Source organism: Streptomyces gilvosporeus, assembly GCF_002082195.1.
In the GTDB taxonomy this organism is placed as follows: Bacteria; Actinomycetota; Actinomycetes; order Streptomycetales; family Streptomycetaceae; genus Streptomyces; species Streptomyces gilvosporeus.
This window is the reverse complement of the sequence record NZ_CP020569.1, coordinates 5,323,560-5,338,583: the sequence shown is the minus strand read 5'-3', so window position 1 is coordinate 5,338,583 and position 15,024 is coordinate 5,323,560. Positions and strand designations below refer to the sequence as shown.

Annotated in this window: 7 protein-coding genes and 3 rRNA genes; 4 read left to right on the top strand and 6 right to left on the bottom strand. The window is 66.1% G+C overall.

The genetic code is table 11. The annotated features are described in order from the left end of the window. Position 1: 1 nt before the first annotated feature. Together B1H19_RS23850 and B1H19_RS23845 are read left to right on the top strand one after the other, a co-directional pair. Entirely contained in the window at positions 2-1,513 is a 1,512-nt protein-coding gene (locus B1H19_RS23850; protein ID WP_083109831.1) for an ATP-binding protein, read from the top strand. Then, positions 1,510-3,222: a type VI secretion protein gene (locus B1H19_RS23845; RefSeq protein ID WP_418361463.1), complete on the top strand. Its 1,713-nt coding sequence runs from the start codon at positions 1,510-1,512 to the stop codon at positions 3,220-3,222. Before B1H19_RS23850 ends, B1H19_RS23845 begins: the two co-directional genes overlap by 4 nt. A 122-nt stretch (positions 3,223-3,344) precedes the next feature. Here the strand turns inward: B1H19_RS23845 and rrf are convergent. From rrf to B1H19_RS23830, 3 genes are all read right to left on the bottom strand, one after another. Then, a 5S ribosomal RNA gene (gene rrf / locus B1H19_RS23840) occupies positions 3,345-3,461 on the bottom strand. 76 nt (positions 3,462-3,537) lie between these two features. Then, positions 3,538-6,658: ribosomal RNA gene (locus tag B1H19_RS23835) — 23S ribosomal RNA — on the bottom strand. A 304-nt stretch (positions 6,659-6,962) separates the two neighbouring features. After that, a 16S ribosomal RNA gene (locus tag B1H19_RS23830) occupies positions 6,963-8,491 on the bottom strand. The 16S, 23S and 5S rRNA genes sit together here, the layout of an rRNA operon. Positions 8,492-9,365: 874 nt before the next feature. Between B1H19_RS23830 and trpS the strand changes: the two genes are divergently transcribed. Beyond that, on the top strand, positions 9,366-10,400 hold the full coding sequence (gene trpS / locus B1H19_RS23820) for a tryptophan--tRNA ligase (protein WP_083106818.1): 1,035 nt from the start codon (positions 9,366-9,368) through the stop codon (positions 10,398-10,400). Between the two features lie 62 nt (positions 10,401-10,462). On the opposite strand, the gene proC is transcribed toward trpS, so the two are convergent. The 3 genes from proC to B1H19_RS23805 form a co-directional block, all read right to left on the bottom strand. Continuing rightward, a complete protein-coding gene (proC, locus tag B1H19_RS23815; protein WP_083106817.1) occupies positions 10,463-11,272 on the bottom strand; it encodes a pyrroline-5-carboxylate reductase in 810 nt (269 codons plus the stop codon). A gap of 116 nt (positions 11,273-11,388) precedes the next feature. Further along, positions 11,389-12,174, bottom strand: coding sequence for an ABC transporter permease (locus tag B1H19_RS23810; RefSeq protein ID WP_083106816.1), 786 nt, complete (start codon positions 12,172-12,174; stop codon positions 11,389-11,391). Between the two features lie 123 nt (positions 12,175-12,297). Beyond that, entirely contained in the window at positions 12,298-13,098 is an 801-nt protein-coding gene (locus B1H19_RS23805; protein ID WP_083106815.1) for an ABC transporter ATP-binding protein, read from the bottom strand. Between the two features lie 395 nt (positions 13,099-13,493). Here B1H19_RS23805 and B1H19_RS23800 point away from each other — a divergent pair, with 395 nt between their 5' ends. Next, positions 13,494-14,993 (top strand): SulP family inorganic anion transporter, encoded by a 1,500-nt coding sequence (locus tag B1H19_RS23800; RefSeq protein ID WP_083106814.1) that lies wholly within the window; start codon positions 13,494-13,496, stop codon positions 14,991-14,993. Positions 14,994-15,024: the final 31 nt, after the last annotated feature.

Sequence of the window (15,024 nt, the reverse complement as noted above, 5' to 3'; positions counted from 1 at the left end):
CATGTTCGACCCGCTCGGTGCCCTCACCGACGCATTCACCAGCTTCCTGTTCGGGAAGGTGGAGACGACACGGCTGCCCGTACGCACCTCCACCGGCCAGGCCCAGGCGGTCTATCTGCCCACGGCCGCCCCCGGGCTCGGCGACTCCGGCGTGATCATCGGCCGCGAGGTCTACAGCGGCAAGGGCTATATCTACGACCCCTTCCAGCTGTACGGACAGCAGCTCCCGGCGCCCCACTGGCTGGTCCTCGGCGAATCCGGCAACGGCAAGTCCGCGCTGGAGAAGACATACGTCCTGCGCCAACTGCGCTTCCGCGACCGGCAGGTCGTCGTCCTGGACGCCCAGGGCGAGGACGGCGTCGGCGAATGGAACCTCATCGCCCAGGAGCTGGGCATAACCCCCATCCGCCTGGACCCCACCGCCGCCCTCAACGGCGGGATCCGCCTCAACCCGCTCGACCCCTCCATCACCACCACCGGCCAGCTGGCCCTGCTCCGTACGATCATCGAGGTCGCCATGGGACGCGGCCTGGACGAACGCTCCGGCTTCGCCCTCAAGGTCGCGCACGCCGCCGTCCTCAGCGATTTCACCCCCACCGACGAGACCGACGACACCGATGGCGCCGACGCCGCAGAGGGCGACCGCGGCACCAGGCCCCTCTCCCGCCGCCAGCCCGTCCTCACCGACATCGTCGAGCAACTGCGCCACCCGCAGGCGGAATCCGCCGAGGCCATGAACGTCGACATAGACGATGTACGGGCCTGGGGCCTGGACGTGGCGCTGGTGCTGGACCGGCTGGTCGACGGCGACCTGCGCGGTATGTTCGACGGCCCGACGACCGCGGGCATCGACCTCGACGCGCCCCTGATCGTCTTCGACCTCTCACACATCGACCGCAACTCCATCGCCATGCCGATCCTGATGGCCATCGTCGGCGTCTGGCTGGAGCACACCTGGATCCGTCCCGACCGGAAGAAACGCATCTTCCTGGTCGAGGAGGCCTGGCACATCATCAACTCCCCCTTCGTTGCCCAGCTCTTCCAGCGTCTGCTCAAGTTCGGCCGCCGGCTCGGCCTGTCGTTCGTGGCCGTCGTCCACCACCTCAGCGATGTGGTCGACGGCGCGGCCGCCAAGGAGGCCGCGGCGATCCTCAAGATGGCCTCGACCCGCACCATCTACGCCCAGAAGGCCGACGAGGCACGCGCCACCGGCCAGGTCCTCGGCCTGCCCCGCTGGGCGGTCGAGATCATCCCGACCCTCACCCCCGGCATCGCGGTCTGGGACGTCAACGGCAACGTCCAAGTCGTCAAACACCTCATCACCGAGGCCGAACGCCCGCTGGTCTACACCGACCGGGCGATGACCGAGGCCTCCGCCATGCCGACGGACGAGGCCCGCGCCCTCGAAGCCGCGGCCGACGCCGAGGCCGAGGCGCGCGCCGAAGCCATGGCGATGGAGCGTCAGTTGCGCGACGGACAATGGAGCGACGAGTCGAGCGAGACGGTGGCGTGACACGCGGATACGAGCCGGACCGAGGCCGCAACAGCTACGACAGAAGCGGCAGATACGGCAGCCGGGACGACCGCGACGACAGATCCGCCCGCGGCCGCGAACGCGGCATCCCCGACGCCCTCCTCATCGGTCTGCTGCTCTTCCTGCTCGGCCTGACCGTGCTGGTGTGGACGGCGACCGGCCTGGCCGGCCTCCTGGCCCACGGCGCCTGGCCACAGGGCGTCTCCTACACCGGCACCCCGATCGCCCTGCGCCATCTCGCGGCCGCCCCACACGACCTGGCCGCCGCCTGGCCCGACGCCCCCAGAAACCAGCTCTCCGGATACGGCCTGTTCTGGGGCCTGTTCATCGGCCAGCTGATGGTGCTGCTCGTCCTGACGATCTTCACCCTGGGCACCGTCACCCGCTATCGCGCCGTACGCACTGCCCGTCGCCAGGCCGCCCGCGCCTCGACCCGCACCACGGCGGCCCCCGCCCCCGAACCCGCGCCGGCAACCCCGCACCCCGACGAATCAGCACCAGCAGTCCCCACACCTGCGTCACCCCCCACGTCCCTCCAGAAACCCCCCGCCGCCGCGACCGGCACTCCCACTCCGCCCGCCGACGACCTTCACCCCGCCCAACGGCCTGCCCCCGCGGCGAATTCCCCGATTCCCCGCAATCCGACCGAACCACTCGAACGGGTGAACGAGTCCGGCTCGGTCGACTCCCCGTCCCCCCTCGCGGCGCCCGCACCGACCCCGACGACGCCACCCCAGCGCTCCCAACCCGCCCTCCCCCGGCTCGACTTCACCCCGGACCGCACGGCCGCCCGCGCCGCCGCAGCCGCCGCCATCACCGCCGCCGAGGGCCCGTTGATCATCGCCACCACCGACCCCGCACTCTGGTCGGAAACCAAGGACGCCCGCGCCAAGCTCGGCCCCCTGCTGACGTACGACCCCACACACCGCCTCGACACCCCCGCCCGGCTGCGCTGGTCGCCCACGACCGGCTGCGAGGACATCGCCACCGCCACCACCCGCGCGGCCGCCCTGCTCGCCCCCGTACGCCCCACGAGCACCCTGGACTCGGCCGTCGCGGACGCCGCCCAGACCCTCCTGCGCTGCTGGCTGCACGCCGCCGCCATCGACGGCCGCCCCTTCCGCCAGCTCCACCGCTGGACCCACGCCACAGGCGCCGCACAAGAACCCGTACGCATCCTGCGCACCAGCCCCAAGGCTTCCGCCGGCCAGGCCGGCGAACTGGAATCCGCCCTGACCGCTCACCCCGAACGCCGCGAAATGGCCAAGGAGTTGATCGGCCGGACCTTGGCCGCCCTCTCCTCGATCCACATCCGCGACGCCTGCAATCCTCCTCGAGCGGATTCCCTCATTCTCGAATCATTCCTCCACGAGGGGGGAACGCTCTACGTGGTAGGCGAACCCCTTGAGGACCCGCGTACCAACCCGGGTGCGATGCCCCTGCTCACCGCACTCCTCTCGCACGTGGTCGAGCACGGCCGCCGCATGGCCGAACGGTCATCTGACGGTCGGCTCGACCCACCACTCACCCTTGTTTTGGACGACATCGCGGCCCTCGCCCCGCTGCCGGCCCTCCCCGACCTGCTGGCCACCGGCCCCACACGCGGCCTGCTGACCCACGCCACCATGCGCTCCCAGGAACAGGCCCGCGCCCGCTGGCCCCACCAGCCGCTGCCCCTCCTGACCTGAGACGCACGCGGCCTGGCACCGCAGCACACCGCAGCTCCGCCCGACCCGAAAATTCCTCCTTAACGCAAAAATGCCTCGTTCCCCGAGTCGAAACTCGGGGAACGAGGCATTATCTAAAATTTGTTCGGCGGCGTCCTACTCTCCCACAGGGTCCCCCCTGCAGTACCATCGGCGCTGAAAGGCTTAGCTTCCGGGTTCGGAATGTAACCGGGCGTTTCCCTAACGCAATGACCACCGAAACACTATGAAGTTAACCAACCGGAGCATGACTCAACAGTCGTTACTTCAGAACCTACACAGTGGACGCGAGCAACTGAGGACAAGCCCTCGGCCTATTAGTACCAGTCAACTCCACACCTTACGGCGCTTCCATATCTGGCCTATCAACCCAGTCGTCTACTGGGAGCCTTACCCCATCAAGTGGGAGGGAGCCCTCATCTCGAAGCAGGCTTCCCGCTTAGATGCTTTCAGCGGTTATCCTTTCCGAACGTAGCCAACCAGCCATGCCCTTGGCAGAACAACTGGCACACCAGAGGTTCGTCCGTCCCGGTCCTCTCGTACTAGGGACAGCCCTTCTCAAGACTCCTACGCGCACAGCGGATAGGGACCGAACTGTCTCACGACGTTCTAAACCCAGCTCGCGTACCGCTTTAATGGGCGAACAGCCCAACCCTTGGGACCGACTCCAGCCCCAGGATGCGACGAGCCGACATCGAGGTGCCAAACCATCCCGTCGATATGGACTCTTGGGGAAGATCAGCCTGTTATCCCCGGGGTACCTTTTATCCGTTGAGCGACGGCGCTTCCACAAGCCACCGCCGGATCACTAGTCCCTACTTTCGTACCTGCTCGACCCGTCAGTCTCACAGTCAAGCTCCCTTGTGCACTTACACTCAACACCTGATTGCCAACCAGGCTGAGGGAACCTTTGGGCGCCTCCGTTACCCTTTAGGAGGCAACCGCCCCAGTTAAACTACCCACCAGACACTGTCCCTGATCCGGATCACGGACCCAGGTTAGACATCCAGCACGACCAGAGTGGTATTTCAACAATGACTCCACACCAACTGGCGTTGATGCTTCACAGTCTCCCACCTATCCTACACAAGCCGAACCGAACACCAATATCAAGCTATAGTAAAGGTCCCGGGGTCTTTCCGTCCTGCTGCGCGAAACGAGCATCTTTACTCGTAATGCAATTTCACCGGGCCTATGGTTGAGACAGTCGAGAAGTCGTTACGCCATTCGTGCAGGTCGGAACTTACCCGACAAGGAATTTCGCTACCTTAGGATGGTTATAGTTACCACCGCCGTTTACTGGCGCTTAAGTTCTCAGCTTCGCCACACCGAAATGTGACTAACCGGTCCCCTTAACGTTCCAGCACCGGGCAGGCGTCAGTCCGTATACATCGCCTTACGGCTTCGCACGGACCTGTGTTTTTAGTAAACAGTCGCTTCTCGCTGGTCTCTGCGGCCACCACCAGCTCAGGATGCAAGACCCCTCACCAGCAATGGCCCCCCTTCTCCCGAAGTTACGGGGGCATTTTGCCGAGTTCCTTAACCATAGTTCACCCGAACGCCTCGGTATTCTCTACCTGACCACCTGAGTCGGTTTAGGGTACGGGCCGCCATGAAACTCGCTAGAGGCTTTTCTCGACAGCATAGGATCATCCACTTCACCACAATCGGCTCGGCATCAGGTCTCAGCCTTAACGTGTGACGGATTTGCCTACCACACGGCCTACACCCTTACCCCGGGACAACCACCGCCCGGGCTGGACTACCTTCCTGCGTCACCCCATCACTTACCTACTACCACCTTGGGTCAGCGGCTCCACCACTCCCCTCAACTCCGAAGAGATCAGGGCGGCTTCACGGCCTTAGCATTAATGGGCTCAGTATTGGGCGTTTCAAAGCGGGTACCGGAATATCAACCGGTTGTCCATCGACTACGCCTGTCGGCCTCGCCTTAGGTCCCGACTTACCCTGGGCAGATCAGCTTGACCCAGGAACCCTTAGTCAATCGGCGCAAGAGTTTCCCACTCTTGTATCGCTACTCATGCCTGCATTCTCACTCGTGAACCGTCCACAACTCGCTTCCGCGGCTGCTTCACCCGGCACACGACGCTCCCCTACCCATCACGATCCCCGTTGGGGGTAATATCGCAATGACACGACTTCGGCGGTGTGCTTGAGCCCCGCTACATTGTCGGCGCGGAATCACTTGACCAGTGAGCTATTACGCACTCTTTCAAGGGTGGCTGCTTCTAAGCCAACCTCCTGGTTGTCTCTGCGACTCCACATCCTTTCCCACTTAGCACACGCTTAGGGGCCTTAGTCGATGCTCTGGGCTGTTTCCCTCTCGACCATGGAGCTTATCCCCCACAGTCTCACTGCCGCGCTCTCACTTACCGGCATTCGGAGTTTGGCTAAGGTCAGTAACCCGGTAGGGCCCATCGCCTATCCAGTGCTCTACCTCCGGCAAGAAACACACGACGCTGCACCTAAATGCATTTCGGGGAGAACCAGCTATCACGGAGTTTGATTGGCCTTTCACCCCTAACCACAGGTCATCCCCCAGGTTTTCAACCCTGGTGGGTTCGGTCCTCCACGAAGTCTTACCTCCGCTTCAACCTGCCCATGGCTAGATCACTCCGCTTCGGGTCTTGGGCACGCTACTCAACGCCCTCTTCGGACTCGCTTTCGCTACGGCTACCCCACACGGGTTAACCTCGCAACATACCGCAAACTCGCAGGCTCATTCTTCAAAAGGCACGCAGTCACGACATACGTGCAAGCACGCATGCGACGCTCCCACGGCTTGTAGGCACACGGTTTCAGGTACTATTTCACTCCGCTCCCGCGGTACTTTTCACCATTCCCTCACGGTACTATCCGCTATCGGTCACCAGGGAATATTTAGGCTTAACGGGTGGTCCCGCCAGATTCACACGGGATTTCTCGGGCCCCGTGCTACTTGGGTGTCTCTTAAACGAGCCGCTGATGTTTCAGCTACGGGGGTCTTACCCTCTACGCCGGACCTTTCGCATGTCCTTCGCCTACATCAACGGTTTCTGACTCGTCCCACAGCCGGCAGACTGTAGAAAAGAGATCCCACAACCCCAACCACGCAACCCCTGCCGGGTATCACACGTGACTGGTTTGGCCTCATCCGGTTTCGCTCGCCACTACTCCCGGAATCACGGTTGTTTTCTCTTCCTGCGGGTACTGAGATGTTTCACTTCCCCGCGTTCCCTCCACACTGCCTATGTGTTCAGCAGCGGGTGACAGCCCATGACGACTGCCGGGTTTCCCCATTCGGACACCCCCGGATCAAAGCTCGGTTGACAGCTCCCCGGGGCCTATCGCGGCCTCCCACGTCCTTCATCGGTTCCTGGTGCCAAGGCATCCACCGTGCGCCCTTAAAAACTTGGCCACAGATGCTCGCGTCCACTGTGCAGTTCTCAAGCAACGACCAGCCACCCACCACCCCAACCCGAAGGCTGAGTTCACTGGGGCCGGCATCGCGAAGGTTCAGACCATACGGTCCGCACCCTCAGATACCCAACAGCGTGCCCGACCCGACCAGTTCAAGACTCACGTTCCACGCCGAAGCAGTACTAATGAACTCTCACCAACCGTGCCGAGTAGTCAACGTTCCACCCATGAGCTAACCACCGTCGAACATTCGCCGACGTAGTGGCTCTGGACAGCCTTACGGCCGCCTAGATGCTCCTTAGAAAGGAGGTGATCCAGCCGCACCTTCCGGTACGGCTACCTTGTTACGACTTCGTCCCAATCGCCAGTCCCACCTTCGACGATTCCCTCCCACAAGGGGTTGGGCCACCGGCTTCGGGTGTTACCGACTTTCGTGACGTGACGGGCGGTGTGTACAAGGCCCGGGAACGTATTCACCGCAGCAATGCTGATCTGCGATTACTAGCAACTCCGACTTCATGGGGTCGAGTTGCAGACCCCAATCCGAACTGAGACCGGCTTTTTGAGATTCGCTCCACCTCGCGGTATCGCAGCTCATTGTACCGGCCATTGTAGCACGTGTGCAGCCCAAGACATAAGGGGCATGATGACTTGACGTCGTCCCCACCTTCCTCCGAGTTGACCCCGGCAGTCTCCTGTGAGTCCCCATCACCCCGAAAGGCATGCTGGCAACACAGAACAAGGGTTGCGCTCGTTGCGGGACTTAACCCAACATCTCACGACACGAGCTGACGACAGCCATGCACCACCTGTACACCGACCACAAGGGGGGCACTATCTCTAGCGCTTTCCGGTGTATGTCAAGCCTTGGTAAGGTTCTTCGCGTTGCGTCGAATTAAGCCACATGCTCCGCTGCTTGTGCGGGCCCCCGTCAATTCCTTTGAGTTTTAGCCTTGCGGCCGTACTCCCCAGGCGGGGAACTTAATGCGTTAGCTGCGGCACGGACGACGTGGAATGTCGCCCACACCTAGTTCCCAACGTTTACGGCGTGGACTACCAGGGTATCTAATCCTGTTCGCTCCCCACGCTTTCGCTCCTCAGCGTCAGTATCGGCCCAGAGATCCGCCTTCGCCACCGGTGTTCCTCCTGATATCTGCGCATTTCACCGCTACACCAGGAATTCCGATCTCCCCTACCGAACTCTAGCCTGCCCGTATCGAATGCAGACCCGGGGTTAAGCCCCGGGCTTTCACATCCGACGCGACAAGCCGCCTACGAGCTCTTTACGCCCAATAATTCCGGACAACGCTTGCGCCCTACGTATTACCGCGGCTGCTGGCACGTAGTTAGCCGGCGCTTCTTCTGCAGGTACCGTCACTCTCGCTTCTTCCCTGCTGAAAGAGGTTTACAACCCGAAGGCCGTCATCCCTCACGCGGCGTCGCTGCATCAGGCTTTCGCCCATTGTGCAATATTCCCCACTGCTGCCTCCCGTAGGAGTCTGGGCCGTGTCTCAGTCCCAGTGTGGCCGGTCGCCCTCTCAGGCCGGCTACCCGTCGTCGCCTTGGTAGGCCATCACCCCACCAACAAGCTGATAGGCCGCGGGCTCATCCTTCACCGCCGGAGCTTTCCACACGGAGACCATGCGATCCCGTGTCGTATCCGGTATTAGACCCCGTTTCCAGGGCTTGTCCCAGAGTGAAGGGCAGATTGCCCACGTGTTACTCACCCGTTCGCCACTAATCCCCTCCCGAAGGAGGTTCATCGTTCGACTTGCATGTGTTAAGCACGCCGCCAGCGTTCGTCCTGAGCCAGGATCAAACTCTCCGTGAATGTTTACCCGTAATCGGGTGACACTCGCGTTGAGCGGAACAACCAGGCGGAATAAGCCCGGTCGTTCACAGCGTCCTCGCTGTGTATCGCCTACCGGCACATCGTGTCGGCAGGACTTTCAAAGGAACCTCGTCCCAGCTGATGCTGGAGACGGGGTATCAACATATCTGGCGTTGACTTTTGGCACGCTGTTGAGTTCTCAAGGAACGGACGCTTCCTTTGTTCCTGTTTCACCAGGATCTCCGGGCGCTTCCCTTCGGTCTTGCGTTTCCGACTCTATCAGATCCTTTCGGCTCCGATTTTCGCCGGTGCGGTCCGGGCTTTCGGCCCTTTCTGCGTTTCCAACCTTACCAGATCCGTTTCCGTCTCCGGCCCCCTGTTGGAGCGGGTTGGCCTTCCGGGCTTTCGCCTTTTCAGCCTTTCCGACTGTATCAGATCCGATTTCGTCCGTTGCCGGTTCGAATTCGATTCCGATTCCGTGTCGGGGTCACTACTTTAGCGGAATTCCTCGGTGACTCATAATCGAGTCCCGGTCCGAATTTCGGCATGCCGAAATTGATCCCGGTGAGGGGCCGTGCAGTAGTGGTGTGCCGCGAAGCGGCGGGATCGCTGCCTGGGGCTTGATGGGCCCGTGGCAACTCGGAGGACACTACACGAGAGGGTGGGGTGCTTCAAATCCGTGCGGGGCGGCGGGGCGGGCGGTACTTTGGGGGGCATGACTGCGCATGCGCTCGTACAGCTGTGGTGGCCCGCCTGACGGCGGCCACTCCTTCTGCGCATGCATGAACACGGCCGCCGCTTCGGCGGCCGTTCTCGTATCTCCCTCGCGTAGCCGGCCGGTGAGGCGGTGTCCCACGACCTATGGGAGAGATCGATGGTGGACGTCACGACTGCCGGTGCTGCGGTGGGGCCCCGGATTTTCAGCGGGGTGCAGCCGACGGGGCATCTGACGCTGGGGAACTACCTGGGGGCCGTGCGGCGGTGGGTCGAGGTGGATCAGCACCGGGGCGATGCGCTGTTCTGTGTGGTGGATCTGCATGCGCTGACCGTGGAGCACGATCCGGCGCGGGTGCGGCGGCTGAGTCGGCAGGCGGCGACGCTGCTGCTGGCGGCGGGGCTGGATCCGGAGCGGTGCACGGTGTTCGTGCAGAGCCAGGTGGATGAGCATGTGCGGCTGTCGTATCTGATGGAGTGCACGGCCAGCGACGGCGAGATGCGGCGGATGATCCAGTACAAGGAGAAGACCGCGGAGGCGGCGCGTCGGGGCGAGAGCGTGCGGCTGTCGTTGTTGACGTATCCGGCGCTGATGGCGGCGGACATCCTGGCGTACGGCACGCAGGAGGTGCCGGTCGGGGCGGATCAGACACAGCATGTGGAGCTGACGCGGGATCTGGCGGTGCGGTTCAACCAGCGGTACGGGGAGACGTTCGTGGTGCCGCGGGCGACGCATCCGGAGGTGGCGGCGCGGGTCATGGATTTGCAGGATCCGACGTCGAAGATGGGGAAGTCGGGGCAGGGGAGGAAAACGGGGGTGGTGTATTTGCTGGATGAGCCGGATGTGGTGCGGAAGAAGGTGATGCGCGCCATGACGGATCAGGGGGGCGACGGTGGCGTGGTGTACGAGCGGGGTGCGCGGCCGGGGGTGGCGAATCTGCTGGATGTGCTGGCGGCGTTCTCGGGCGGTGAGCCGGGGCGGCTGGCCGAGGGGTATGCGTCGTACGGGGCGCTGAAGAAGGATGTGGCCGAGGCCGTGGTGGAGGGGCTGCGGCCGGTGCGGGAGCGGCATGCGGAGTTGGCCGCGGACCGTGGGTATGTCGATGCGGTGTTGCGGGGCGGCGCCGAGCGGGCTCGGGGGATGGCTCGGCCTCGGGTGGATGCGGCGTATCGGGCCGTGGGGTTGCTGGGGTAGCGGTCGGGCCCCGCTCCCGTAGGGATAGGCCCGTACGGGAGCGGGGTCCGCGGCGGCCGGTGTCAGCCGTTGCCGGTGGCCAGTTCGCGGCTGCGGTCTCGGGCGGCTTCCAGGGCGGAGATCATGGCGGCGCGGACGCCGTGGTTTTCGAGTTCGCGGATGGCGTTGATGGTGGTGCCGGCGGGCGAGGTGACGTTCTCGCGGAGTTTGACGGGGTGTTCGCCGCTGTCGCGGAGCATGACGGCGGCGCCGATGGCGGCCTGGACGATCAGGTCGTGGGCCTTGTCCCGGGGCAGGCCGAGGAGGATACCGGCGTCGGTCATCGCCTCGACGAGGAAGAAGAAGTAGGCCGGGCCGGAGCCGGAGAGGGCGGTGGCGGCGTCCTGCTGGCTCTCGGGGACGCGGAGGGTCTTGCCGACGGTGCCGAAGATCTCCTCGGCGTGGGCCAGGTGTTCGGCGGTGGCGTGGGTGCCCGCGGAGATGACGGACATGGCCTCGTCGACGAGGGCGGGGGTGTTCGTCATGACCCGTACGACGGGGGTGCGGGCCGCCAGGCGCTCCTCGAAGTACGCGGTGGGGATGCCGGCGGCGCCGCTGATGACCAGGCGGTCGGCGGGGACGTGCGGGGCGAGCTCGGTCAGGAGGGCGCCCATGTCCTGGGGCTTGACGGTGAGGATCAGGGTGTCGGCGGACTTGGCGGCCTCGGCATTGCTGACCGCCTCGACGCCGTAGCGCTCGCGGAGTTGGGCGGCGCGTTCCTGGCGGCGGGCGGTGACCAGGAGGTCGGAGGGGGCCCAGCCGCCGCGGATCATTCCGCTGAGGAGGGCTTCGCCGATTTTTCCGGTGCCGAGGACGGCGACCTTTTGGGGCATGGGGCGGGTTCACCTTCCGGGGTGGGTGGGCGGGTGCCGTGGTCATCCTTGCACCGTGGGGCCCGGGAGGGTGGGCGTGGGGCGGGGCGGTGGGGGCGTGTGAAGCCTGTGGTGCGCTACCTCGTGCGTCGGCGCAGGGTGGCTGCGCCCAGGGCCAGGACCAGGAGGGCGCAGAGGGTCACGACGGTGATGTCGCGGAGGAAGGCGGCGGTGATGTGGGGGTGGGTGAGGGTCTCGGTCATGGCGTCCACCGCGTAGGACATGGGGAGGGCGTCGGAGAGGGCTTCCAGCGCCGGTTGCATGGTGGCGCGCGGGGCGAAGAGGCCGCAGAGGAGCAGTTGGGGCATCAGGACGGCCGGCATGAACTGGACGGCCTGGAATTCCGAGGCGGCGAAGGCCGAGACGAACAGGCCCATGGCCGTGCCCAGGAGCGCGTCCAGTACGGCCACCAGGAGCAGCAGCCAGGGTGAGCCGGTGACGTCGAGACCGAGGGCCCAGACGGCGAGGCCCGTGGCCAGGGCGGACTGGAGGATCGCCAGGAGGCCGAAGGCGAGGGCGTAGCCGGTGAGCAGCTCGGCCTTGGCGAGGGGCATGGCGAGCAGGCGTTCCAGGGTGCCCGAGGTGCGTTCGCGGAGGGTGGCGATGGAGGTCACCAGGAACATCGTGATCATCGGGAAGATGCCGAGGAGGGAGGCGCCGGTGCTGTCGAAGGTGGCCGGGTGGGCGTCGAAGACGTAGCGGAGGAGGGTGAGGAGCGCGCAGGGGACGAGGAGCAGGAGCGCGAGGGTGCGGGGGTCGTGGCGCAGCTGGCGCAGGACGCGGGCGGTGGTGGCCAGGGTGCGCGACGGGGAGAAGGGTGGCGTTCGGGGGGTGTGGGCGGGGGCCGGTGGTGCGGTGGGCATGGGGTCGGCTCCTTGGGGGTGGTGGGGTGCGGTGGTGGGGTGGGGGACGTTCGGGGCACGGGGCCGGGGGCTCGTCACGATCACGGGGGCTCGTCGCGTCGCCGGGGCAGGAGCCCGTCCCGCCTACGCGGCGGCGGCCGCCCGGGCCTCGTCGACGAGGTGGAGGAAGGCGGCCTCGACGGTGGGGGTGCCGGTGCGTTCGCGGAGGGTGTCGGGGGCGCCGTCGGCGAGGAGGCGGCCCTCGCGCATCAGCAGGAGGCGGTGGCAGCGCTCGGCCTCGTCCATGACGTGGGAGGAGACGAGGAGGGTCGTTCCGCGGTCGGCGGCGAAGGTGTGGAAGAGGTTCCACAGGTCGCGGCGGAGGACGGGGTCGAGGCCGACGGTGGGTTCGTCGAGGACGAGGAGTTCGGGGGCGCCGAGGAGGGCGACGGCCAGGGAGACGCGGCTGCGCTGGCCGCCGGAGAGGTTGCCGGCGAGGGCGGTGGCGTGGTCGGTGAGGTCGACGTCTTCGAGGGCGCGGGTGACGGCGGCGCGGCGCCGGGCGCGGGCGGTGCGGCCGGGGTGGAGTACCGCGGCGAAGTAGTCGAGGTTCTGGCGGACGGTGAGGTCGTCGTAGACGGCCGGGTCCTGGGTGACGTAGCCGATGCGGGGGCGCAGCCGGGGGTGGCCGGCGGGGTGGCCGAGGACATCGAGGGTGCCGCCGACCTTGGCCTGGGTGCCGACGATGGCTCGCATCAGGGTGGTTTTGCCGCAACCGGAGGGGCCGAGGAGGCCGGTGATGCGGCCGCGGGGGAGGTCGAAGGCCAGGTTGTCGACGACGGCGCGGCCGCCTCGTACGACGGTGAGGGCGTCGGCATGGACGGCGGGGGCGGGGGGCGTGGCTTGGGCGGGCAGGTCGGGTGGGTCGGGCGAGTAATTCATCATGCGATGAATACTGCTCGGGGCGGAGTGGGGCGTCAAGCGTTCGTACGGGACCGTCGGGCAGCCGGGGCGCAGGGCGGGGAGCGGTGCGCTCCGGGCGGGCGCCGGGGCGATCGGAGCTGATCATTCCTTTTCGGCAGTTCCGCGTTTACAGGGCGGTTACATGCCGAGTCGCCACAGAGCATGGCGACTTGGACACAATGAAGGGCACCGTCCGGCCAGCCGAAATGCGTCGGAGGACTCGGTACCCCGTCCCCCCGAGCGAGAGCCGCCCCAGGGCCTTCCCCGGCCCGCGCATTCCGACGGATCCAGCCGTCACGTCCATGGCGCCACGCCGCGTGCCCGCCCGCGCGCCGCCGCGTCGCGCCGCTGCACCTCGTCACGCTGGAGGCACCCTCATGCAGAAATCCCCGAGGCAACCCGCTTCTTCTCCGTCCCCGCGGCGCCCGGCCCATTGGCGCGCCGACCTCACCGCCTCGCTCGTCGTCTTCCTCGTGGCCGTCCCGTTGTGTGTCGGGGTGGCCGTCGCCTCCGGTGTACCGGCCGAACTGGGGCTGATCACCGGGATCGTCGGCGGGCTGCTCACCGGGCTGCTTCCGGGCAGCAGCCTTCAGGTCAGCGGGCCGGCCGCCGGGCTGACCGTGCTGGTCTACGAGGCCGTGCAGGAGTACGGGCTCGGGGGCCTGGGCGCGCTGGTGGTGGCGGCCGGAGTGTTCCAGCTGGTCATGGGGGCGCTGCGGCTCGGGCGGTGGTTCCGGGCCATTTCGGTTGCGGTGGTGCAGGGCATGCTGGCGGGGATCGGCCTCGTACTGATGGCCAGTCAGGTGTACGCCCTGGTGGACGCCAAGGCGCCCGGGAACGGCCCGGCCAATCTGGGCGGACTGCCGGGACTCGTCCCGGGGACGGCCGGCTCCGATACCGGGCCGACGGCGCTGGCGATCGGCGCGCTGACCCTCGCCGTGCTGCTGGTCTGGCCGCGCTGGCGGCGGGCGGCGGAGGTGCTGCCCGCTCCCCTGGTGGCGGTGGTGCTGGCGACGGTTGCGGTGTTCGTCCTGGACCTTCCGGTGGCACGGGTCGAGGTGCAGGGGCTGCTGGATTCCGTGCAGCCGCCGGGCCTGGCCGATATCGGCCGGCTCCCCGAACTCGGCACGCTCGGCACGGTCCTGGCGTTCGCGCTGATCGCCTCGGCGGAGTCGCTGTTCAGCGCGGCCGCGGTCGACCGGCTGCACGACGGGCCGCGCACCGACTACGACAAGGAGCTGATCGCGCAGGGCATCGGCAATACGGCGTGCGGGCTGCTGGGGGCGCTGCCGATGACCGCGGTGATCGTCCGCAGCTCGGCCAATGTGCAGGCGGGCGCGCGGACCAAGGCGTCGCGGGTGCTGCACGGCGTGTGGCTGCTGGTGTTCGCGGCGGCGTTTCCGGCGGCGCTGGGGGTCGTACCGGTGGCCGCGCTGGCCGGTGTCCTCCTGCACGCGGGCTGGAAGCTGATCCCCTGGCGCGAGCTGCGCCCGCTGTGGCGGGAGCACCGCGGCGAGGCGGTGGTGCTGGCGGCGACGGCGGTGGCGATCGTGGCGACCAATATGTTCGAGGGGGTGCTGATGGGGCTGCTGATGGCGGTGGTCAAATCGGCGTGGGCGACCTCGCAGGTCCATCTGGAGATCGTCGGGATGGAGGAGTCCGCGCGGCCCGGGTCCCGTCGCCCGATCCACGTACGGGCCGTCGGGCATGCGACCTTTCTGCGGCTACCGAAGCTGCTGGACCAGTTGGAGGCGCTGCCCGGGGACCGGGAGGTCGAGCTGGATCTGTCGGGGCTGCGGCATCTGGATCATGCCTGTGCGGCCGCGCTGGGCAGCTGGGCGGAGCAGCGGCAGCCTCGTATGACGGAACGCATTTGACGGAACTCATTGCGCCATAGCGCGCTCTGTC

What these genes read in the sequence shown, in the direction of transcription:
- B1H19_RS23850 (WP_083109831.1), top strand. Translation starts at nt 2, where the DNA reads ATGTTCGACCCGCTCGGTGCCCTCACCGACGCATTCACCAGCTTCCTG.
- trpS (WP_083106818.1), top strand. Translation starts at nt 9,366, where the DNA reads ATGGTGGACGTCACGACTGCCGGTGCTGCGGTGGGGCCCCGGATTTTC.
- proC (WP_083106817.1), bottom strand. Translation starts at nt 11,272, where the DNA reads ATGCCCCAAAAGGTCGCCGTCCTCGGCACCGGAAAAATCGGCGAAGCC.
- B1H19_RS23810 (WP_083106816.1), bottom strand. Translation starts at nt 12,174, where the DNA reads ATGCCCACCGCACCACCGGCCCCCGCCCACACCCCCCGAACGCCACCC.
- B1H19_RS23805 (WP_083106815.1), bottom strand. Translation starts at nt 13,098, where the DNA reads ATGATGAATTACTCGCCCGACCCACCCGACCTGCCCGCCCAAGCCACG.
- B1H19_RS23800 (WP_083106814.1), top strand. Translation starts at nt 13,494, where the DNA reads ATGCAGAAATCCCCGAGGCAACCCGCTTCTTCTCCGTCCCCGCGGCGC.